Origin of the sequence: Candidatus Syntrophocurvum alkaliphilum (genome assembly GCF_009734445.1) — a bacterium.
In the GTDB taxonomy this organism is placed as follows: Bacteria; Bacillota; Syntrophomonadia; order Syntrophomonadales; family Syntrophomonadaceae; genus Syntrophocurvum; species Syntrophocurvum alkaliphilum.
This window is the reverse complement of record NZ_CP046457.1, coordinates 2,307,199-2,329,027: the sequence shown is the minus strand read 5'-3', so window position 1 is coordinate 2,329,027 and position 21,829 is coordinate 2,307,199. Positions and strand designations below refer to the sequence as shown.

The following is a 21,829-nucleotide window of genomic DNA, read 5'->3' as shown; positions in this document are numbered from 1 at the left end:
TTACATTGCTAACAAAATATAAGGCGGTTTCTAATTGCATTAGAATAAAAATCAGTACATTCTACTGCAAAAAGTAACTATAAAAAACTTAAGGCTGAGCTAACTTGTTTATCTAAGTCCCAAATAGCAAGGCGTGGTGCATAGATCACGGCTAAGTATAAATAAAATTTCATCTTAGATAGCCGATTCCATAGTCTAAGTTTTGCTTTTCGCAGTGAAACCAAGTATATATTAAAAATAATGACTACAAAAAAAGCTCTAATGGAATATCGGAATATTCAGTAGCTTGTAAGAAAGCTTTAGTGCGATCGGTATTTTTATATTCTTCTATAAGTTCTTTAAACATTTTATCCATACTAGTCATTCCGCTTGATGTATTATGCTTTAGGAGTCCATTTTGTTCAGCAAAAAGATGCGTTGCTGATATGCCTGCAACTGTGATTGAATAAATAAGCTGTTCTGTTTCACCTAATAAATCTGAACATATATAAAACCTACATATAAGCGAACGTATTAAATATATAGAGCAAATATTATCTTTTAAAAATATACATGGCTCTGGCTGCATTCTAAGTAATCCGTTTTTAACCTTATCAGTTTGAAAGTAATCTTTTATGAAACGATTATAATCATTATCAAATAAAGACGCCATTTTCTTGAAAGAAATTATGTCAGGAATTACATAAGCTGAACTACAGCAATTTATTGTACAACCCTTACACATGGCATAATTGTTAGCTGCATACTTTTTATACATAGAGTTATCATCACAAAGTGGCTGCCACGACTCTAGCAAATCAGCTACTGTGGCTTTTTTATCAATCACCTTAATCCCTATACCCAACTTATCATTTTCAATTTCAGTATATACTTTAACTTTACTACTCATTCCCAAATAACATCCTCTTTTATCACCTTAGCAGGATTACCCGCAACCATAGTAAATGGGGGAACATCCTTGGTTACAACCGCATTGTTTGCAATAATTGCACCTTGTCCAACAGTTACTCCTTTTAAAATAACAGCGCGAATTCCAATCCACACATGATCCTCAACCCTAATGGGCTCAATTTTGGTACGAGGCTTTTCTCCCTTTACTCCAATTGAGTGTGAAGTAGTATCCATAAAACATACGTGCCAACTTATTGCACAGTCCTTGCCTATTGTTATTTCCTTTACTGCTAATATATTTGAATAGTCTCCTATGTAAGAATTATCATCTATATAAATACGCGCATTTTTGCCTGTCGAGATTCTTACTTTGCGTTCAAGTAAAACATTGTTTCCAACGTGTACTTCTGAATTTTCACCAAGCCACAACCATCCTGCATTACGAGCTCTTATATTATCTCCATAGCTGGTTAATTTTTGTTTTACTCTCCAAGTTGAAATAGCATCATATAGGAGTTCAAACATTTACTGATTGCCCTCCTTAATACCTAAACGTGCTAATTCATCACTACGATCATTCCATTTATCCCCAGAGTGCCCTTTTACTTTTTTTAATATTACTGTGTTTCTAGAAGATAACTCTACTAGTTCTTTCCATAGATCTTGGTTAGCTACCGGGTCCTTTTTGCTATTTTTCCAACCATTTCTTTCCCAGTTTTCAATCCATTTTTGGTTGAATGCATTTACAATATATGCACTATCCGAATATACTTCCACCTTCCACCCCGTAACTTTAAGCATCTTTAAGGCTTCAATTACTGCCTTAAGTTCCATCCTTTGGTTAGTTGTATTATCTTCATATCCATATATCTCTTTAATTTTTTCACCATATATTAAAACAGCACCCCACCCTCCTGGGCCAGGGTTGCCTGAACAAGCTCCGTCAGTATAAATAGTAACTTCTTTCATATGTGCTACTCCTTATCATGTTTAGGATTTTCACTTACAATTTCAATAGCATGGACTAAAGCAAGTGTTAGCTCATGTTTAAGATTTAAGTCTAAATAATTAGCCCGCACAAATGCTGATCCTTCATTACTTACTACATAGCAAGGTTTTAGACTGTTTAAGGTAAGTGCTACTATATCAGCACGACATTTTTCACATTTGCAAATTCCATCTTTTTGCTCTAGTATATCATCTATTGTTGCCCAAACCATTTTTTCTACAACATTTATAACTTCCAAAATTATTTCCCCTTTCATAGGGTATTATTATAAAATATTAGTTAATTCACGTAAACTCTGTATATGATAATTACAATCCTCATGAGGCTCTTTTGCATTTGGCGCTAACCAAATTGATTTCATTTGAGCTCTTTTAGCCCCTTCTATATCAGTAGTAGTATCATCACCTATATGTATAGCATTAGTATTTTTTACCTCCAAATTTTGTAAGGTGTATTCAAAGATTTTGACATTTGGTTTAGCCCATCCTATCTCATTAGAAAATACTAAAAGATCAAAATATTTATAAATATCGTCTAGTTTCATAACTTCCTTTAATATAACACCAGGTGTAACACCAGTATTGCAAATAACAGCTAACTTGTATTTTTCTGAAAATGAAGACAAAATTTTGATAACATCAGTATTAAGCTCTGGTCTTTTTTCTAATAGAAAGGCAGTATAAGCATGATATATCGTTTTCCATTGTTCTTTATTAACTTTTATATTTAATTTATTTAAAATAAAGTCTACCTGTTCATTAGGAGTCATGTCTAATCCTTCTTCACGCTGTCTTTTATAAGCTGCTTTCCAACATTTTTTAAAATTATCTTTAATATTATTCTCGTCTATATTATTAAAATCACAGTTTATAAGTGCTGTTTTGATATCATTTACTCTTTTAGTTATAAAATCGGTACTAGTTGGAGCTTTATATAGAGTATCCCAAAAATCAAATGTTACTGCCTTTATCATTTTTCTTTTTTCTCCTTCGATTAAATTGTATAAGCTTAAGTTATTATTACTTTATTAAACCTAAATATTCCTTTATTAAAATACCATAAAAATAAGCAATTCCCTATGCAATTAAAAAAATCCCCATTACTGGGGATTATGATTCTAAGACTTTTTTCTCCGTTTTTTCTGATTGTTTATTGAAACCAGCTACATCACCATCTAGGATTGCTTGATTATCAGTTTGCCTTTCTTTATTAAGGCTTCTCATTTTATCTTTTATCAATGAAGTATCAGTTTTATAAAATCCTTGGCCTTTGAAAACAACACCAACATTTTTACTTATTATTCTTTCAACCTTTGAATTACAGTTGGGACATTCCTTAAGTGCTTCTTCAGTTATTCTTTGCTGCTTCTCAAAATTACCACATTTTTCACATTTATAATCATAAATCGGCATATTTATTTATCTCTCCTTTACAACTTTACTTACTTTTTTATATTGAAAACGATTATTTGTCAACTGTTTTATTAATCCTATATGAATATCGTGGCATAAACTACTAGTGCCATAAGTGCATTCCACATACCATGAGCTATAGTGCAAACAATGATACTTCCTGTTTTCTCATAAATATAGCATAGTACTATTCCTCCTACAGCAAGTGGAATTGCCCTAAGTAGATCAAAATGTGCTAATCCAAAAACTATACCCGCTATAATTGCTCCCCATTTTGGACCTATATAATTTCTAAAAACAGGATAAATCATGCCTCTATAAAATAGTTCTTCAGATAGTGGAGCTAAAACAGCTACGACTACCAATAAAATGCCAAATGACTGAATTGTAGTAGCTGAACGAATCATTTCCTCTACAAATTGTGGTTCAATGTCTGGCTTCAAGTATTGTAATGGAATTCCCATAAGTGTTATTCCAATCATTAAAAGAATTCCACCGATAATTCCATATTTTACATAAAAGTTAAAAGATGCTTTTTTAAAGCCTAAATCTTTTAGTGTAATTCTGTTTCTGTATGCTACTGTGAAAATTAATAAAATAGTAACAAAAAATTGAAAAAGAAAAGCCGTTATAAAGAAATTAATGTCAGTATCAGCTAAGTTAAATATATTTAGAAAAAAGTAATAAACATTATGACCATAAAATCCAAATAATAGACTAAAAAAAATAATCCCTAAATAAATAAATATAATTTCTTTAAATCCCCATTTTAAATTAATTCTCAAGTTCACACCACCATTTTAAAACATTCCGAATTTGACTTTTTTTACACAATAAATATATTGAATTAATTAAAATAATTAAATATATTTAGTCAATAATAATATTAAATATTTTTATTATATCAAAAAAGGAGGTTTTTATATTGACTCCACTATCGTATATTATTTTATTGTCACTCGCCCTTATCGCATTACTCTTTGTTGTATTAACGTCTTTAAATAAAAGAGAAGAAGAACGTAAGCCTATTGAAAAATTAGATTTTGAAACTGCAGGAGAACTAAGTCCTGAGGAGGTAAGGTTAGCAGACTTAGATCTAGACTACAACAAAAATCAAATTGTCTTATATAGCATGCAACCTAATAAGCTTTTTGTAAAATGGCATTTAACCCAAAAAACATGGGATAAAATTGAAAACAAAGATATTAAATTAGATGATATTTTGCTTCGTGTCTATAAAATTGAAGGCATTGTAAAATCTTTTGATTTTAGTGTTAATGCTACCTATGGGGGGCAAGAAATTGATTGTACACCAGGTACTGCATACTATTGTGCCTTAGGCATTATGAAAGATACTGGTTTTTCCCCATTAGTAATTTCTAACACAATTATTAGTATGAGAGAAACTATACATTAAAAAAGATTAATGATAGTAAAACAACTAATGCATGAGTAAAAAATAAACTAGCACTTAATCTTTCGACAGACCAATTGAATAAATCTTTAAGAATTTTATTGCCTTTAAAAAACTTATTAAAACTAAAAGTTAAAGTAATTATATGATAAACTTCAAACCCAGCAAAAATAGCAGTTAGGATAATTAGTGCATAATTATCTATAACATTAAATACAAGTACAAAATATATTATTTCTAAAAGTATAGATAATATAAGCATAATCCAAAGCTGTAATTGAATGCTTTTACCTTTAGTGATCATCCAGTTCGCTAATGCTTTAAGCATTTCATATTCAAATTTTTCAGGACTACCTTTAATAATATGGAAAAAATATGGTGAGTAAACTAATAAAATTAATACTGCAATTATGCTTAATGTAATAATCATTAGTGAACCAACCTTTCTTTAAACTCTTAACAATATATCATAATAAAAGGATTTAAAAAACGGTATGAAAAAAAAAAGAATTAAGTTAATAGCTTAATTCTTTTTTATTTCTTAGACTATATATTTTTCATTACTATTTAGGGCTTGTTTGATTTGATTTAAAATAAATGCTTTATCTTCGTATAGATGAACATAATCTAGGTGATCAACTTCTATTTTTAAAAGTTTACCTAAGTTAAAATCCTTATAATTATTTTCATAAAATTGATTTAACATATCCCAATATTCACGCTCAACCGCTATCTCATCAGGTCGACCTCTTTTATGAATTCTTCTTATTGCTTCATCTGTATCTACCTTTAAATATACCAACAGATGAGGTGGATATATCTGTTCTAACAAGGTATATAATAGGTTTTTATATACTGCATATTCTTCTGTGCTAAGATATCCTTGCTCTAAATACATGCGAGCAAATATTCTATCTGAATAAATAGAACGATCCATAACAGCTCTTCCTATTTTCATGGCTTGCTTATATTGTTTAAATCTATTAGTTAAAAAATTAGTTTGCATTGGAAATGCCCAGCGTTCTCTATCATAAAAAAATTTATGTAGTAACCTATTTTCATCATCAAACATTTCATTAAAAGGTTTTAAGCCAAATTCTTCCGAAATAATTTTAACTAAGCTAGATTTCCCAACACCCGTCACGCCATCTACTACTATTTGTACACTATTCTGATTTTCCACATCCTTATCTCCTTTCTGAGCCATTACTATTCAAAATTAATTTCTATGTTAAATTCAAAAATCCTACTGTTAAATTTTTTGGATATAAGGACTTAATGGAGAAAAATGTATGGAAAATAATCACGGGGCGGAAGCACGGGGACGGTTCTTTTGCTTCCTTTTGAAAAGGAAGCAAAAGAACCGTCCCCGTGCTTCCATCGTCCCCCTTTGATTCTCTCGTCCAGTTATTTACGTTCCATCGCTTTCTAGTATTTGGTATGAGGCTCTAACGATTGTTTTTAGCCTTACATTGCCCCCCCAAAGGCGGGCGATGTATTTTAAGGTCTCATGTGCAAATTCAAGTTGTAGTTCCCTACCATCCCATTCATGCTCTAATAATAAAATGTTATCTTTTTTGTTAACATCTATTACTTTTATATTAGGTACAGCTTGAATACCAACATTTGTAGCTAGATTATCTCTTATTTCCTTCCAGCCCTCATTGTCTGCAACTTCTGTTATAATGTAATCTCTACTTCTTTTCCTATATTCAAACAGCTTTAGTTCCTCACATAGTTCTCTATTTAGATATCTTCTGATAAATGATGAATCTCTTTCCGTTTCTCGAATATTGAATATTTCGTTTTGAGCTAAGCTATTGTTATCAATATATTCAAATATTTTAAAACCAATATGGTAAGGATTTAAACCACCTTCAAATGTTCTTATTACTTGATTGTGTCTTTTTAAAAATTCAATATATAAGCTTTCTGGTAAATCAAGATTTTTAAGAATTTTATAATGCCAATAACTTGCCCAGCCCTCATTCATTATTTTTGTTTCTATTTGAGGAAGAAAGTATAAGCTTTCCTCTCTAACTATCCTTATAATATCTTTTTCCCACTCATCTAAGTCAGCATAGTTAATTAAAAAAAGCAAAAGATCCTCCTCTGGCTCTATAGGCAATTTATTCATATCTATCTCTGGTTTTGGTTTTTTAGGTTCAAGTAAGGGATTTGTGCCTTTAACTGGGTAAATTTTATCTATTTGTTTTTGTCTCTTTTCTTCTTCACTAAGAATTTTTTCTCCAACTGTACGAGTAATTTGAAGTCTTAGAGCGTGAGCTACATCTAGAATTCGCTCTACTCTCGTATATCCAATACTAGGATCAGATACATATTCTCTAATTCTTCTAGCATTTGATTTAAACATTTCTATTGTAAATTCAGCCCTAGTACCTTCTCTAAATAATCTGTTGTTTTTGAAAAAATCGTTGTGTCCATATACATGTGCCATTGTAAGTATTTGTAATAAAAGAGTATTATCTTTCATTAAATATGCTAGGCATGGATTGGAGTTTATAACCAATTCATATGGGAGACCTGCTAAATTGTAACGATAAAAGGTTTTTTTCCTTTCGTATGCCTTACCAAAGCTCCAATGAGGATATCTTGCCGGCATTCCCAAATATGCTTCCCAACTTAGCATTTCTTCATAGCTACAGATTTCAAACTCCTGGGGGTAACAATCAAGACCATAGTTTTTGACCATATCTTCTATTTTCTCATTCCAATAATTAATCTCTTTCATGGAATATCCGCTAGCCAGATTTATCACTCCCCCTCTGCTACATCTAAGAGTTGCTTAAAAGCAGGCCATACATCTTCTTTGCTACCAATTAAAACCGATACAAAGTTTTTACTATTAATTTCATTTTCAAACTCATCTGACATTGTTTTATTTGGTCTCCATGAAGATACTATTTCTCCGTATCCAAAAAGGTTGCATAAACTACATAATTCTTTAGCTTTTAAAATTGCTTTTTCTATATCTTCAGGCCAGTTATCACCATCACTACAGTGAAAAGCATACACATTCCATATAGCTGGATTAAAGCGTTCATTTATTATATCTATTGCTTTTTCATAGCCACTGCTAACAATTGTTCCACCCGATTCTCCTCGATGAAAGAAATCTTCTTCGTTTACTTCTTTAGCTTTGGTGGTATGGTTTATAAAAACTAGTTCAACATTTATATAACGATAGCGTACAAATTGATAAAGTAAGAAGAAAAAGCTTCTTGCTAGGTATTTTTTACTCATATACATTGAACCTGAGCTATCCATGATACATATTACAACTGCATTTGACTCAGGTCTTAGCTCTTCTTTAACCCGCTGATAGCGCAAGTCATCTTCTTTAAAAGGAAATCTTTCTACCTCTTGCTCTTCGTTTAGTTCGTTTAATAATCTTTCATAAGACTTTTTTCTTTTTATACGTTCAACCATAGAGCGTTTTTTAGAAAGACGTGGAGGAATACCTTTTCTTTGTATCCCCCACCTTTTGCTAGTTTTTTCTGTTTCTATATAGGAATATTTTTTTCTATCTAAATATGGAAGTTCTAGATCTTCGAATAGGTAGCTTACTAGCTCTTCTAAAGTAACTTCTGTTTCATAAATATCATCACCTTCGTTATTACCTGCTCCATCACCAAATGGGTCACCTTTTTTACCTTTTTTACTGCCTATTCTGTTACCGCGTTTTTCATTACCTTTTCCTGAAGCTACTCCTGGTCGATTTTCGCCATAAATAAACTGATATTCTTTTATACCTCTAATAGGTATCTTAAATGTCTTATCTTTACTCTGACCAATTATGCTTTCTTCAGCAATAATATTACCTATATTCCTTTTTATTGAATCTTCGACTAACTGACGATGTCTACGACGATCTTCTGCACTTCTATCACTACCATTATTGAAAGTTTCTCTGAAAATTGCCATAAGGCATCACCCTAATCTTTCCATAAGTTGTTAGCAGCATACTTTAAAACTACATTACAACAGTAATCACAATAACCTGCACGCTTCATTTCCTCTACCATTGCATTGTATTTCTCATTTTGACTCTTATCTCTTACTTTAGCTTGAGTTATTACCCTTGATAACTCTCTTACTGAAGATATTAGTTTTTTCTCTATAGCTTCTTTAAGAGGTTCGTAGCTAGTATAGTCTATTACTTGATTATTTCTTAACATGGAAAACATGTAAGAGGTAACATCATTTCTAAAACCTGTTGCTGCAGACCCCGTTAATCCAATTTGTGATTCTATTGATTCCATAAATTTCTCATCAGGATCTAATTCTTCTCCGGTATTTTCATCTTTTATTTTCACTTTGTTTACGTAGGCTTCAGCATGATCTAAATAGTTGTTAAAAAGAGTTTCCGCCTGCTCACGATATCCATATATAAATGCTTTGGTTACTTCTTTTTCTAAAATTCGGTTGTACTCTTTTTTAATAGTATCCTGAAGGAAACCTAAAAGTTTATTCTTCTCATCTTCACCCATATCAGTAGCCTTAACCGCCTTAACTAAGGACTCCATTATTAAGATAGGATTTATACAATTGTGCTCTGATTCGGATAGAGCATTATCTATTGACTTCATAATAAATCTTGTTGATATGCCACTAAACCCTTCCTTAGGCCCTTCATCGCGCAATTCCTGAATATCAATTTTCTTAGTTGTATCTTTTTCTACAATTTCTTCTCCATTATATATTCGCATTTTACTAATCATATCTATTTTATTTGATTGATTTAAACGGCTTAAAATGGCAAACATTGATGCTACCTCTATAGTATGAGGTGCTATATGTGCCTTAAAATTACTCTTTTTAAGTATTTTATTATATATTTTAGTCTCTTGATTTAGTTCTAAGCAGTAAGGAACTTCAATTTTTACAATTCTATCTAAGATAGCTTCATTAGTATGATCAGACTTAAATTTATTCCATTCAGCTTCATTAGAATGTGCAAGTATTATTCCATCAAAGTAAATCATTGAACCTTTTCCTGGAGATGGGATAGATTTTTCTTGAGTTGCAGTAATTATAGTATGAAGATATTCTGTATCATTTTTGAAGATTTCTATAAATTCTATAAGCCCCCTGTTTCCTGTATTAAAAGCTCCATTTAGTGATAGAACTCTAGGATCATCTTCTGGATAAAGATCCATTTTAGAAATGTCAACAGATCCTATCAGAACAGATGTATCCTGATTATTGGGATCAACTGGCGGCACTACTGCTATCCCTTTTCTACTACGAATAGAAAAGTCAACGGTTACTACTGGAAAATTTTCATATTCTGCTTGATAATCATTTAATAACCGGTAGCGGCAAATTGGGCATAAGTCCCCTTCTATTTTTACTCCTAAAAGTTCTTCAAACTCATCACGTAAATGCTTTGGTATGAGGTGAAGGGGCTCCTCTCTCATTGGACATCCTTTTAATGCATAAATGGGTTCACTAATCTCTAAAGCCTTTTTTAAAGCTTCCATTAAAGATGATTTACCTGATCCCACTGGACCTACAAGATATAATACTTGCCGTGATTCTTCACCCCTCATCGAGGCTGAATGAAAATAACGAACAATTTCCATTATTGTCTTATCTATTCCAAAAAAATCATTATCAAAAAAATTATATTTTTTAATTACATCATTACCATAAATACGTCTTAATCTAGGATAGTCTTCTGTTTTTATTATTTTAGTACCTGGTTTAGTAATTATTTCAAACATTCTCTCATGTGCTAACATGGTGGTTACTGGATTTTCTTTTACTATATTAAGATAATCTAGAAAAGATATTTCAACATTATTCTTTTTTCTTCTTTCTCTATCTTTTTTAATCAGTTCATTAAACTGGTTTTGCAAATCTATCTCCTCCCTTTCAAGAGATATTTATTTAACAACTAACTAATATTAATGTTATATGTATATGTCACTTTACTTATGTTTTGCTAAAATGATTTCAAAACCATAATATGGTATATTGTTTTTAATAAATACTCAATTGTAATACTCTAATAGTGATATGATTTAACAGAATTTTACACTAAAAAAGGGCATGCAGGTTATGCTTTTAAGTAAGATTAAAGCCGGAGATTTAACCTTGCAAAACCGAGTTGTGATAGCAGCTATGACTTTAGCCTGTCGAAAGATATATTTATTTTGGCCTAGCAAATAATATATATAAAAATAGAGGATATATGCTCATATGTTGAACATAATATCCTCTTATTAGTTTAGTTTATTTAATTGAATGCTTCCTGCTTTAATATTACATGATTATTTAACTACAATTTTGGCCAAATCCAATGGATCAATTTGTTCTTCAGCTTTGAATACCCGCATATTTGCACCTGAGATGTCATCAATTAATGTAATATTATTGTTTACTTTGCCATATTCAAATTTTATATCATATAGCTCAAGTCCTTTTGCTTGCAAATCTTCTTTGATAATAGTAGCTATTTTCCTTGTAATTTCTTTAAGATAATTGTACTCAATTATAGATAAAAGGTTTAATTGCTCGAGAGCTTCTTCTGTTATGAGCGGATCTCCGCGATCATCATCTTTTAATGTTATCTCTACAAGTGCATTAAGGTCTTGGCCCTTTTCTACATATTTACCATAGCGTTTTACAAAGCTTCCCCAAGCTTTAAACCTACAAATAACTTCTAGCCCTTCCCCAAAAAATTTGGCTGGTTTTACTGTCATAGTATTTTCTTCTATGTTGGAGTCTATATAATGTGTAGGTATTCCTGCTTGGTTTAGTTTTTCAAAGAAGTAACGCGACATTCTTAATGAAGCTTTTCCCATTCCTTCGAGCTCACCAATAACCGAGTTTGCGCCAGGATCTATTTGTCCATCTTCACCAGTTACATCATCTTTTAGTTTTAATAAGTAATTACCATCTTCTAACTCATATACACTCTTTGTCTTTCCTTCATAAACATGTTTCAATTTTAAATCCTCCTTTATTTTTAAAATTGTTAGTAGTAAAAAATATTATTCTAAACAATGTAGCAGAAAATCGCTCTCTGCCGCTAAATAACCAAGTATACGAATAAATTCACCTCTATTAATATGTGATATTTAGATTCTATGTTTTACTATATATCATAAAAAGGGAAACTATAGTTTCCCTTTTTAATAATCAAATGATTGATACAGTTAAAAAGCTACAAGAATCAGATAAGTAAACGTGTTTATCCCACATCTGCTTTATGACGACTTTTTAGTTTGTTTATTGCCGTTTCCAAACCATCTACTGTTAATTCTTCCATTGGAAATATTTGCTTTATGTGTTTGATAGTATAAGCTCCGTCTGTCCAAGACCAATAGTCTTTAGGAATTGGATTTAACCATACAGAATATTCAAAACGCTGACGTAGTCTTCTTAACCAATCGATGCCAGGCCTGTCATTGTATAAATCCCAGTCAATAATTCCGCCAGTACGCATTAATTCATATGGGGCCATACTAGCATCCCCCACTATTATAACTCTATATTCAGGATCATATGTTTTTAAAACATAATCAGTATCAATATAATCACTTAAGCTACAGGTTGAATCATTGTATAACCAATCATATATACAGTTGCGAAAATAAAATACTTTTAAGTCTTTAAAGTGATTAGCTTTGTTAACAGCAGTAAAAAGCTGATTGCACAGCCTACTATAAGGAGTCATTGATCCTCCAGAGTCCATAATAAGAAGTACCTTTAAACCATTTTCTCTTGGGCGATCCCAAACTAGTTCTAAACGCCCTGCATTTTGGCATGTTTTATCTATTGTTGAATCTATATCTAATTCTGTTTTGGCTCCATCTACCCTAGTTGTAAACTGCCTTAGCTTTCTCAATGCTACCTGAAACTGCCTTACACCTAATGTTTCATCAGTTCGAAATTCTTGAAACTTTCTCATGCCTGCAACTTTTACAGCTGATAGATTTCGACTTTGTCCTCCAATACGAATTCCGCCAGGATGGTAACCAGAATGTCCAAAAGGTGATGTTCCTCCTGTACCTACCCATTTATTACCACCGTGATGTTCTTCTGTTTGTTGTTCAAGTCTTTCAGCTAACATTCGCTTCATTTCTTCTAGGTCAAGCTGCTGATGATTTTTTTTCATTTCTTCTGTTATTCCAATTTCGGGAAGTTCCTTATCGAGCCAATCCCATATCTTATCTGGAAGTCCCTCAGGAGTTTCAATATCACCAAAAAACATAGCAAAAGCTAAATCAAACCTGTCATAGTGGGCCTCTGTTTTAACTAAAAGTGCTCTACTTAGATGATAAAACCCTGTTAAACTAGAATTAGCCATTCCCTGATCAAGAGCTTGCATTAAGTCTTGCCATTCATTAAATGAAACTGGGACCCCATAATGTTTAAGGGTATAAAAAAATTTAGTAAACATACAATCTCTCCTATAAAAGTAGAGTAATTTATTTTAATAAATAATTATCTAAATCTATTAACCATATTTCCTGCTCTACCCTGATTTTTCCCATATAAAGCACTAAGTATAGAATCAAGGTCTTCATTTTTCTTAAGAAGTACACCCAAAAATGGTAATTCCTTAATTTTTTTAGGGCTTACTCCACCTATAACTAAAGCTTGTAGCCAATCAATAAGCTCACTTGTAGAAGGTTTTTTCTGAACATTTGGTATGCCTCTTAGCATATAGAACGTCTCCATAGCATGTTGTAGCAGACGCTTATCTAAGCTTGGGTGATGTACTTCAACAATATCCTCCATCGCTTCGGGGTCAGGAAATTCAATGTAGTGAAATATACATCTTCTTAAAAAAGCATCTGGCAACTCTTTTTCTGCATTACTAGTTATAATAACTATAGGACGAGTTTTAGCAGTTACAGTCCTTTTTGTTTCGGGAATATAAAAGCTCATTTGATCTAATTCCCAAAGTAAATCATTAGGAAACTCTAAATCTGCCTTATCTATTTCATCTATTAATAATACTACTTGTTCATCTGAATCAAAGGCTTCTCCTAATTTACCAAGTTTTATGTACTGCTCAATATTTGATACATCACTATCCCCAAACTGACTATCATAGAGTCTTTGAACCGTATCATATACATATAGTCCCTCTTGGGCTTTTGTAGTTGATTTAATGTTCCATATCAATAGTTTTTTGTTTAAGGAATCAGCAATACTTTCAGCTAGCATAGTTTTACCCGTACCTGGTTCACCTTTAATTAAAAGTGGTTTTCCTAAGGCTATAGCTATATTTACACTATTTCTTAATTCATCAGAAACTATGTAATTTGATGAACCTTTGTACTGTAAAGCGTTATTAGACATTTTTTTTAATTCCTCCAGTCTCCCTTTAATACTTGTATTTTCTCTCAAATAGTAACAGAATGCACAAGTATAGTCAACGACTTAAAGAGCTTTAATCCTTTGTCAGGCGCCATTTGAAGCTACATTAGTCCTGCATTCTTACCAGCTACATAACCAGTAGAAAAAGCAGCTTGCAAATTAAATCCTCCTGTATAACCATCTACATCAATAACCTCACCAGCAAAATATAAGTTTTTTATTTTTTTAGATTGTAGATTTTTGGGGTTTATTTCTTTAACGTCAACCCCCCCTGCTGTAACTATAGCCTCCTCAATAGACCTTGTCCCTATTACTGTTAGGCTTAAGTTTTTTAAAAGGTAGACTAAGTTTTTTCTTTCATTACGACTAATTGAGTTACATTCCTTCTCCGAACTTATTTTGCTTAATTTAATAATTACTGGTATTAATTTTTGGGGTAATAGGTCATCTAAAGAGTTTTTAAATTGTTTTCTAGAATTTTTTAAAAATTCTCTTTGAATTCTTTCATCAAGCTTTTCTTCTGATAATGCCGGTTTTAAGTCAATAATAATCTGAACGTTTTTATTTTTTTTATCTATATATAAAGCAATTTCCCTACTCATACTTAAAATAATTGGACCTGATATTCCAAAATGAGTAAATAGCATTTCTCCAAAATCTTCGTTTATTTTTTCACCTTGTTGATCAAACGATTTAGCTTTAATGTTTTTTAATGTTAATCCCTGAAGTTCCTTTATCCATTTTTCTTGCGTAACTAAAGGTACTAATCCAGGTCGTGGATTAATAATGTTGTGTCCTAATTGTTCAGCCCATCTATAACCATCACCCGTAGACCCTGTTCCAGGATATGACTTGCCTCCTGTAGCTATGATAACCGCATCAGCAGCAATATCTTCTTCTTTGGTCTTTACACCTCTTGCAATATCATCTTTAATTAATATTTGGGTAACAGTTTTAGCAGTTAATACAGTTACACCGCTATTAATAACATCTTTTAATAATGTATTTACAACATCATCCGCATTATCTGATTCAGGAAATACACGTGCACCTCTTTCAACCTTTGTTTTTAGTCCCCTATCTTTGAAATATTCTATTAAATCTTTATTTGAAAATTCATTTAAACTACTATACAAAAATCGACCATTTCCAGGGTAGCCTTTAATTAATTCAGGGAGTTCAAGTGCTGAGGTAATATTACACCTTCCTTTCCCTGTTATTCTAAGTTTTCTACCTACTTTTTCTTTTTTTTCTAATAATATAACATTTGCGCCTGTTTTAGCAGCTTTGATAGCAGCCATCATTCCAGCAGGTCCAGCTCCAACTATAATTATTTTTTTCATAAAAACCTCCGTTATTTTTACATTGCTAATGGGACATAATAGTTTATAATAGAAAAACACGGTAATTATATTTTATAAAATTGTTTGGTGGTGTAAATAATGCAAATACCTGAAGCAAATGGAGTACCTAAATTTATATTTCTTATTATTATTCTCACTTTAGCAGGAATGTTTACCTATGCTACATATTTTGATAATAAGCAAGTAGAAAAAGTTCGGTCAGAACAATCTATTAATGATTTTTACAGTGCTTATTTTAACAAAGATTATGAAACAGTAGCTAATAATCTTAGCGTGTTTTGGATTTCTAGGTTTTTACCTGAATACGCTACTTTAACTCCAGAGGAACTGATTGCAAATCGCGAAGAATTAGTAGCCGAAGCAGCAGATGTAATTGCATCAATTGAAGAAGATAATTACTTAGCAGCAACTTTGGGTGTAGATGTTTTAAGTGAGTATACTAAAAATAGCGAATATAGCTCTTTAGTAGTATATGAAATATTAGAAGATGGGGCAATAGTAGGAATGGAAGTAGCTATATTAATCGAAGAATTAGGGCAACCAAGAATATTTGACTTTTCTCAAATTCAAAGTTATGAATTGCAACAAATTTTGGAAATTGATCTTGAAGAGTTAGATGAAACCTTTGAAGAGTTACTTGATCCAGCCAGTTCAGTTAATGAATAAGATAGTAGTACTTAACCACGTAGTAGAGAATTCATTCTTTGTAGTCTATAGGCGAATGAATTCTCCCCTACACTTCTTGAAATATGCCTAATTCTCTGCTTTTAGTTTGTCACCTGATGAATTAAAAACCTTCATTCCTTCTGCTATAGTTATCTTATCATTTAAAAAACATCCACTTGCTACAACAGCACCTTGATTTATTATTACTTGTTTGCCTATATTGCAATTATCACCTATGACACAATTATTTAATACAGATTTTTCACCTACAACAGTATTAGCCCAAATAACTGAGTTATTTATACTTGAGTTATCTCCAATTTTGCAATTTTCACCTATTACTACATTACCTCTAAAGTTAATATTTTTTCCCATCTCAACCGAATCATCTATAAGTACTTTACTAATATCTTTTTCTAACACTTTACCAGAGGTTTGTACTTTTACTCTGTTTTCAAGTATATCATTATGAGCTTGTCTATAGGTATCTATATTCCCAACATCACACCAGTATTCATCAATAGCAATACCATAAAATGGAGCTTTTATTTTCACTAAATGGGGAAAAACCTGTTTTCCAAAATCATAAAATTGTTTGTTGGGTATGTATTTAAATATCTCTGGTTCAAAAATATATATTCCAGTATTAGCTGTCTTGCTAAGTGCTTCTTGCTTGCGAGGCTTTTCTTGAAATTTATCTATCTTTCCTTCTTCGTCAGTTATAACAATGCCAAAATGCTCTACATCTTCAACTTCCTTTAAAGCTATAGTAGCTAATGCACCTTTTCTCTTATGGGCGTTTACTAAATCCGTTAAATTAATATCTGTTAAAGCATCGCCACTAACAACTACAAAGGTTTCATCTAAAAACCAATCACATTTTTTAACTCCACCAGCAGTACCCATTAATTCATCTTCTTTAGAGTACTGTATAGAAACTCCGAATTTGCTACCATTATCAAAGTAATTGGTTATTACTGATGATTGGTAATGAAGATTGGCAATTATATCTTTAAACTCATGGTGCTTTAAAAGATTAACTATATTTTCCATCAAAGGCTTGTTTCCCATTGGTACCATCGGTTTGGGAATGTCAATAGTCATAGGCATTAGCCGAGAACCAACCCCAGCTGCCATTATCATTGCTTTCATATTCTGTCCTCCCTATCTTATTTTTTTATTAATATATCATTTACGATTAATAGCTACTGTAAGTTTCTACAGTAGCTATTAGAAATAATTCACTCTATAAAGTTATATTTTAATATATTATTCAATTGTTTCCAACTATTATAATTGCTTCTCGTAACTCAACTATAGCCTTTGATAAATCATTCAATTTTCCTTCAATACGAATGAGGAGATATGCTGATACCACAATGGGAAATCCAAAGTTCCCTATTGCTACTAGCATTTCTTCCATTTTAAACCTCCTTATTTTTTAATTCTACTCAATTTCAAAGGATGTAACTTCTCTTTGTACTAATTGTGCTCCTCTTTTAGATACTAAGTCTCCTCCATTACTAGTAAATATATCTTTACTTAAAATTGAGTTCATTACTGATAAAACTTCAGTTTGTTCTATATCTTCATTTGCTTCATTAACTCGTAGTTTTACATTTCTACCTGCTTGGTTTTCAAAGTCCATTTCTAGTGTTGTTGTTATTGACATTAATTTTTCCCTCCTTTCATCTTAATTCAGCATGACTATTACTCACTTAATTCAGTAATATCACGACGTTGAATATTAATAACTTGTCTTTCCTGTAAAGCAGCCATTTCTGATGCAATATTATAAATATCTTCATTAGCTGCATCAGGCTTTACTCCAGAATATCTTCTAGCTCGTACTAGAACATTTCCAGTTGCACTTAACCCATTATCTAGGTTAATAATCATTTCACTGGTTACTGGTGTTGCATTGATAGGCATCAAACCTCCTCCTTTCTTTTTATCTTTGAGCTCAGTTCCCCTGACCTCTGATGCTATTCTAACTACTTTTACTTCATTTGGATAAGTTTGGCAAAACGTAACCTAGGTAGGTTTTTACTTCTTATAAACGATTACTAGTTATAAAAACATAGACTAACTAATAATGTAACTAAATAATACTCAGGGGTTGATTTTAAGGTAGAAATGAAATTAGCCTATAGACCACTTGGCTTGCAACCATATTTTTTGACATAAAAAAACCGCGGCTAAAAACCGCGGCTTTTGACTCAATTTAGTTTTGTCGTCTTTTTAGTAATAAATAGTTAATACTATCTACTAGAGCTTGCCATGAGGCTTCTATAATGTTTTCAGACACCCCTACAGTACTCCATTTCTCTTTTTGGTTTGCTGATTCTATCAAAACTCTAACCTTAGCTGCTGTACCACTTTTGCTATTGAGTACACGTACTTTGTAGTCTGTTAGATGCATTTCTGATATTTCCGGATAAACCTCAGTTAAAGCCTTTCTAAGTGAATTATCTAAAGCATTAACTGGTCCATCACCCTCAGCTGCTGTGTGGAACGTCTGGTCACCTACAGTAACTTTTATCATAGCCTCTGCTATGATTCCATCTTCCTCATTTTTCTCTAATATTATTTTAAGGTTTTTTAACTGAAAAAATTCTTCATATTGACTAAATGCTTTACGGAGAAAAAGCTCTAGTGATGCATCTGCACCTTCAAACTGAAACCCTTCATTTTCTAATTCTTTAATTTGTTTTATTACTTTTCTAGTTTCATTATCATAGGAATTAACATCTATATTTAATTCTTTGGCTTTATATAAAAGGTTAGATAACCCTGATAGTTCAGAGACTAAAACTCGTCTATTATTACCAACATCTTCAGGATTAATATGTTCATAAGTTAAGGAGTCCTTTAAAATAGCACTAACATGAATTCCACCTTTATGAGCAAAAGCACCTTTGCCTACAAAAGGTTGAGTGTTATGGTGGGGCATATTAGCAATTTCACTGATATAATGAGAAGTTTCACTTAGGTATTTTAAATTACCCTCAGGCAAACAGCTTTTGTTCATTTTTAACTCAATGTTAGGCATAACTGCACATAAGTCAGCATTACCACATCTTTCTCCATATCCATTCATGGTTCCTTGAACTTGTGTAATACCTTTTCTTACTGCTAGTAATGTATTACTAACTGCACAACCAGCATCATTATGAACATGTATTCCCAATGGTGTATATATGGTTTTTTGCACTTGGTCTATTATTTCTTCTAGCTCCCAAGGCATAGTGCCACCATTAGTATCGCATAATACAATCCAATCAGCACCAGTATCAGCTGCTGCTTTAAGAACCTCTATAGCGTAATCTGTATTATTTTTATAACCATCAAAAAAGTGTTCTGCATCAAAGATTACTTCTATATCATTATCTTTTAGATACATTACAGTATCTTTAATCATGCTTAAGTTTTCTTCTAAGGTTGTTTCTAAAGCCTTTGATACGTGAAAATCCCATGACTTTCCAACTAATGTAACTGCTGATACACCTAAGTCCATAAATGATTTGACATTACTATCCTGAGTAACTGGTGTATCTGGTTTTCTTGTTGAACCAAAAGCAGCTATACGAGCATTTTGAAAATCAATTTCCTTAGCCTCTAAGAAAAACGCCCGGTCTTTAGGATTGCTTCCTGGCCATCCACCTTCAATATAAGAAACTCCCAAAAGATCTAATCGTTTTGCAATTTTTAATTTGTCATTAACTGAAAGGGATATACCCTCTCCCTGTGAACCATCTCTTAGTGTAGTATCATAAATAAAAACATCTAATTTTTTATCCCCAATATTTTCTCCTCCTTCAAATATCAACTTTTTAATATTCTCTCTGCAATTAGATCGCCCATTTGAACAGTATTAACAAGAGTTTTTCCTTTTTCCATTAAATCTGGAGTTCGATAGCCTTCTTTCATTATATTGCGCACAACGTCCTCAATTAACTTGGCTTCCTCTTCTAGGTCAAATGAAAACCTTAACATCATAGCTGCCGAAAGTATTGTAGCCAATGGATTAGCTTTACTTTGTCCAGCAATATCTGGCGCACTTCCATGGGATGGTTCATATAAACCAACTTCACCTCCAATAGAAGCACTAGGAAGCATTCCTATTGACCCTGTTAACATTGATGCTTCATCAGTTAAAATATCACCAAACATGTTTTCTGTTACAATAACATCAAATTGTTTAGGATTTCTTATTAATTGCATTGCACAGTTATCTACATACATATGGGTTAATTCGACATCAGGGTATTCTTTTGCTAGGTCAGTTACTGTCTCTCTCCATAAACGAGAAGTTTCAATTACATTTGCTTTATCCACTGAACATAGTTTTTTGTTTCGCTTACGAGCAGCATTAAATGCAAATCTAACTATTCTTTCTATTTCATATGTAGAGTAACTTAGTATATCTGTAGCTTTTTGGCCACCATCAGCAGTTTTTTCTCTAGATTTTTCTCCAAAGTAAAGACCACCTGTAAGCTCTCTAACTACTAGTATATCTACACCTTCAATGACCTCCTCCTTTAATGTAGAAGCCCCTATTAATCCAGGAAATAACACACAAGGACGTAAATTAGCAAATAAATCTAGTTCTTTTCTTAAGGGTAAAAGTGCACCAACTTCAGGTCGCAACTCAACAGGTAAGTCATCCCATTTAGGTCCACCTATTGCCCCTAACAATATGGCATCAGATTTTTTACATAGTTCTAGGGTTTCATCAGGAAGCGGATGTCCTACCGCATCATAGGCAGTACCACCTACTAAAGCCTCAGTAAACTCAAAGCTATTTCCAAATCTTTTTTCTATAGCTTTCAATGTCTTTACAGCTTCTGGTGTTATCTCTGCTCCAATTCCATCACCAGGTAATACAGCAATTTTGTACATATATTTGTCATCCTTTCCTTCTATTTAAATAAGTTATTTATCTTTAACAAAATTTATGAGACCACCTTTAGCCATAATCTGTTGCATAAACTCAGGAAAGGGAGTAGCTTGGTATTCTTCATTGGTTCTTAGATTTTTTATTTTTCCTGTTTCTAATATCACTTCTATTTCATCACCTTCATTTATTGCATCCACTGCTTCTATAGATTCTAAAATCGGCAATCCTATATTTATTGAATTTCGATAAAATATTCGTGCAAAGGATTTAGCAATTACACAAGAAACTCCTGCAGCCTTTATTGCAATTGGCGCGTGTTCTCTTGAGCTACCGCACCCAAAGTTTTTATCAGCAATTATTATATCTCCCTCTTTAACTTTTTGTGGAAACTCAGGGTCTGCATCTTCCATGCAGTGTTTAGCTAGTTCTTTAGGGTCAGAGGTATTTAAATAGCGTGCTGGTATTATGGCATCTGTATCTATATCTGCTCCAAATTTATAAACTGTACCCGTAAATTTCACAAACCTTCCTCCTTCATACTAGTAATTATGAATTTTTAATTCTTAATTTTGATTCCACTGCAAAAAACTAAACTTAGAGTATGGAATCGGCTGAGCAAACATGTTTATCACGCCACTCATCGGTCTTTACCTTCATTTTAGCTTAGCACTTATTATCTAAAATGATTTTTCATTTATACTTAGCCGTGATCTATGCACCACGCCTTGCTATTCGGGACTTAGATAAACATGTTTGCTTTGCCTTAAGTTTGTTGTAGTTACTTTTTGCAGCAGAATCAATTTTTAATTAATGTTG

25 protein-coding genes are annotated in these 21,829 nt (G+C 32.2%); 2 read left to right on the top strand and 23 right to left on the bottom strand.

Translation table 11 applies throughout. The features are described from left to right. Positions 1-244 precede the first annotated feature (244 nt). From SYNTR_RS11335 to SYNTR_RS11305, 7 genes are all read right to left on the bottom strand, one after another. Positions 245-889 carry a YkgJ family cysteine cluster protein gene (locus SYNTR_RS11335; protein WP_156204616.1) on the bottom strand — a complete coding sequence of 215 codons (645 nt, stop codon included), beginning with the start codon at positions 887-889 and terminating at the stop codon, positions 245-247. Continuing rightward, a complete protein-coding gene (locus tag SYNTR_RS11330) occupies positions 886-1,416 on the bottom strand; it encodes an acyltransferase (protein ID WP_156204615.1) in 531 nt (176 codons plus the stop codon). Before SYNTR_RS11330 ends, SYNTR_RS11335 begins: the two co-directional genes overlap by 4 nt. Continuing rightward, entirely contained in the window at positions 1,417-1,860 is a 444-nt protein-coding gene (gene rnhA / locus SYNTR_RS11325; RefSeq protein WP_156204614.1) for a ribonuclease HI, read from the bottom strand. Positions 1,861-1,865: 5 nt separating this feature from the next. Next, a complete protein-coding gene (locus SYNTR_RS11320) occupies positions 1,866-2,138 on the bottom strand; it encodes a late competence development ComFB family protein (protein WP_197079122.1) in 273 nt (90 codons plus the stop codon). 27 nt (positions 2,139-2,165) lie between these two features. Further along, entirely contained in the window at positions 2,166-2,873 is a 708-nt protein-coding gene (locus SYNTR_RS11315; protein ID WP_156204612.1) for an HAD family hydrolase, read from the bottom strand. A gap of 136 nt (positions 2,874-3,009) precedes the next feature. After that, positions 3,010-3,312, bottom strand: a complete 303-nt coding sequence (locus SYNTR_RS11310; protein ID WP_156204611.1) for an FmdB family zinc ribbon protein — start codon at positions 3,310-3,312, stop codon at positions 3,010-3,012. Between the two features lie 77 nt (positions 3,313-3,389). After that, positions 3,390-4,097 (bottom strand): CPBP family intramembrane glutamic endopeptidase, encoded by a 708-nt coding sequence (locus tag SYNTR_RS11305; protein ID WP_156204610.1) that lies wholly within the window; start codon positions 4,095-4,097, stop codon positions 3,390-3,392. A 140-nt stretch (positions 4,098-4,237) separates the two neighbouring features. Between SYNTR_RS11305 and SYNTR_RS11300 the strand changes: the two genes are divergently transcribed. Then, a complete protein-coding gene (locus SYNTR_RS11300; protein ID WP_156204609.1) occupies positions 4,238-4,729 on the top strand; it encodes a DUF4912 domain-containing protein in 492 nt (163 codons plus the stop codon). Here SYNTR_RS11300 and SYNTR_RS11295 read toward each other — a convergent pair. The 9 genes from SYNTR_RS11295 to SYNTR_RS11255 form a co-directional block, all read right to left on the bottom strand. Continuing rightward, positions 4,719-5,156, bottom strand: coding sequence for a hypothetical protein (locus tag SYNTR_RS11295; protein WP_156204608.1), 438 nt, complete (start codon positions 5,154-5,156; stop codon positions 4,719-4,721). The genes SYNTR_RS11300 and SYNTR_RS11295 overlap by 11 nt on opposite strands. Positions 5,157-5,267: 111 nt before the next feature. Further along, positions 5,268-5,909 (bottom strand): deoxynucleoside kinase, encoded by a 642-nt coding sequence (locus SYNTR_RS11290; protein ID WP_197079121.1) that lies wholly within the window; start codon positions 5,907-5,909, stop codon positions 5,268-5,270. Positions 5,910-6,137: 228 nt separating this feature from the next. Beyond that, complete coding sequence (locus SYNTR_RS11285; RefSeq protein WP_156204606.1) at positions 6,138-7,478, bottom strand: SpoVR family protein; 1,341 nt, start codon at positions 7,476-7,478, stop codon at positions 6,138-6,140. A 23-nt stretch (positions 7,479-7,501) separates the two neighbouring features. Next, positions 7,502-8,671: a sporulation protein YhbH gene (gene yhbH / locus SYNTR_RS11280; RefSeq protein ID WP_156204605.1), complete on the bottom strand. Its 1,170-nt coding sequence runs from the start codon at positions 8,669-8,671 to the stop codon at positions 7,502-7,504. An 11-nt stretch (positions 8,672-8,682) separates the two neighbouring features. Beyond that, the gene (locus tag SYNTR_RS11275; RefSeq protein ID WP_156204604.1) at positions 8,683-10,608 is read right to left on the bottom strand and encodes a PrkA family serine protein kinase; all 1,926 of its coding nucleotides are present in this window, start codon (positions 10,606-10,608) and stop codon (positions 8,683-8,685) included. Positions 10,609-11,022: 414 nt separating this feature from the next. Then, complete coding sequence (locus tag SYNTR_RS11270) at positions 11,023-11,700, bottom strand: phosphoribosylaminoimidazolesuccinocarboxamide synthase (RefSeq protein ID WP_156204603.1); 678 nt, start codon at positions 11,698-11,700, stop codon at positions 11,023-11,025. Between the two features lie 245 nt (positions 11,701-11,945). Beyond that, entirely contained in the window at positions 11,946-13,157 is a 1,212-nt protein-coding gene (locus SYNTR_RS11265; protein ID WP_156204602.1) for a vWA domain-containing protein, read from the bottom strand. A 44-nt stretch (positions 13,158-13,201) separates the two neighbouring features. Continuing rightward, the gene (locus SYNTR_RS11260; RefSeq protein ID WP_156204601.1) at positions 13,202-14,065 is read right to left on the bottom strand and encodes an AAA family ATPase; all 864 of its coding nucleotides are present in this window, start codon (positions 14,063-14,065) and stop codon (positions 13,202-13,204) included. A gap of 119 nt (positions 14,066-14,184) precedes the next feature. Beyond that, positions 14,185-15,426, bottom strand: a complete 1,242-nt coding sequence (locus tag SYNTR_RS11255; protein WP_156204600.1) for a BaiN/RdsA family NAD(P)/FAD-dependent oxidoreductase — start codon at positions 15,424-15,426, stop codon at positions 14,185-14,187. A 99-nt stretch (positions 15,427-15,525) separates the two neighbouring features. Between SYNTR_RS11255 and SYNTR_RS11250 the strand changes: the two genes are divergently transcribed. Beyond that, positions 15,526-16,113: a hypothetical protein gene (locus SYNTR_RS11250; RefSeq protein WP_156204599.1), complete on the top strand. Its 588-nt coding sequence runs from the start codon at positions 15,526-15,528 to the stop codon at positions 16,111-16,113. An 87-nt stretch (positions 16,114-16,200) separates the two neighbouring features. On the opposite strand, the gene SYNTR_RS11245 is transcribed toward SYNTR_RS11250, so the two are convergent. The 7 genes from SYNTR_RS11245 to leuD form a co-directional block, all read right to left on the bottom strand. Further along, complete coding sequence (locus tag SYNTR_RS11245; protein ID WP_156204598.1) at positions 16,201-17,265, bottom strand: nucleotidyltransferase family protein; 1,065 nt, start codon at positions 17,263-17,265, stop codon at positions 16,201-16,203. A 121-nt stretch (positions 17,266-17,386) separates the two neighbouring features. Beyond that, complete coding sequence (locus SYNTR_RS11240) at positions 17,387-17,536, bottom strand: YvrJ family protein (RefSeq protein WP_156204597.1); 150 nt, start codon at positions 17,534-17,536, stop codon at positions 17,387-17,389. 24 nt (positions 17,537-17,560) lie between these two features. After that, positions 17,561-17,785 carry a DUF2922 domain-containing protein gene (locus SYNTR_RS11235; protein WP_156204596.1) on the bottom strand — a complete coding sequence of 75 codons (225 nt, stop codon included), beginning with the start codon at positions 17,783-17,785 and terminating at the stop codon, positions 17,561-17,563. Positions 17,786-17,823: 38 nt separating this feature from the next. After that, a complete protein-coding gene (locus tag SYNTR_RS11230; protein ID WP_156204595.1) occupies positions 17,824-18,045 on the bottom strand; it encodes a DUF1659 domain-containing protein in 222 nt (73 codons plus the stop codon). A 292-nt stretch (positions 18,046-18,337) separates the two neighbouring features. After that, a complete protein-coding gene (cimA, locus tag SYNTR_RS11225; RefSeq protein ID WP_243140195.1) occupies positions 18,338-19,942 on the bottom strand; it encodes a citramalate synthase in 1,605 nt (534 codons plus the stop codon). Next, positions 19,939-21,015, bottom strand: coding sequence for a 3-isopropylmalate dehydrogenase (leuB, locus tag SYNTR_RS11220; RefSeq protein ID WP_156204594.1), 1,077 nt, complete (start codon positions 21,013-21,015; stop codon positions 19,939-19,941). The genes cimA and leuB overlap by 4 nt, the downstream gene beginning before the upstream one ends. A gap of 33 nt (positions 21,016-21,048) precedes the next feature. Beyond that, entirely contained in the window at positions 21,049-21,534 is a 486-nt protein-coding gene (gene leuD, locus SYNTR_RS11215) for a 3-isopropylmalate dehydratase small subunit (protein ID WP_156204593.1), read from the bottom strand. Positions 21,535-21,829 lie beyond the last annotated feature (295 nt).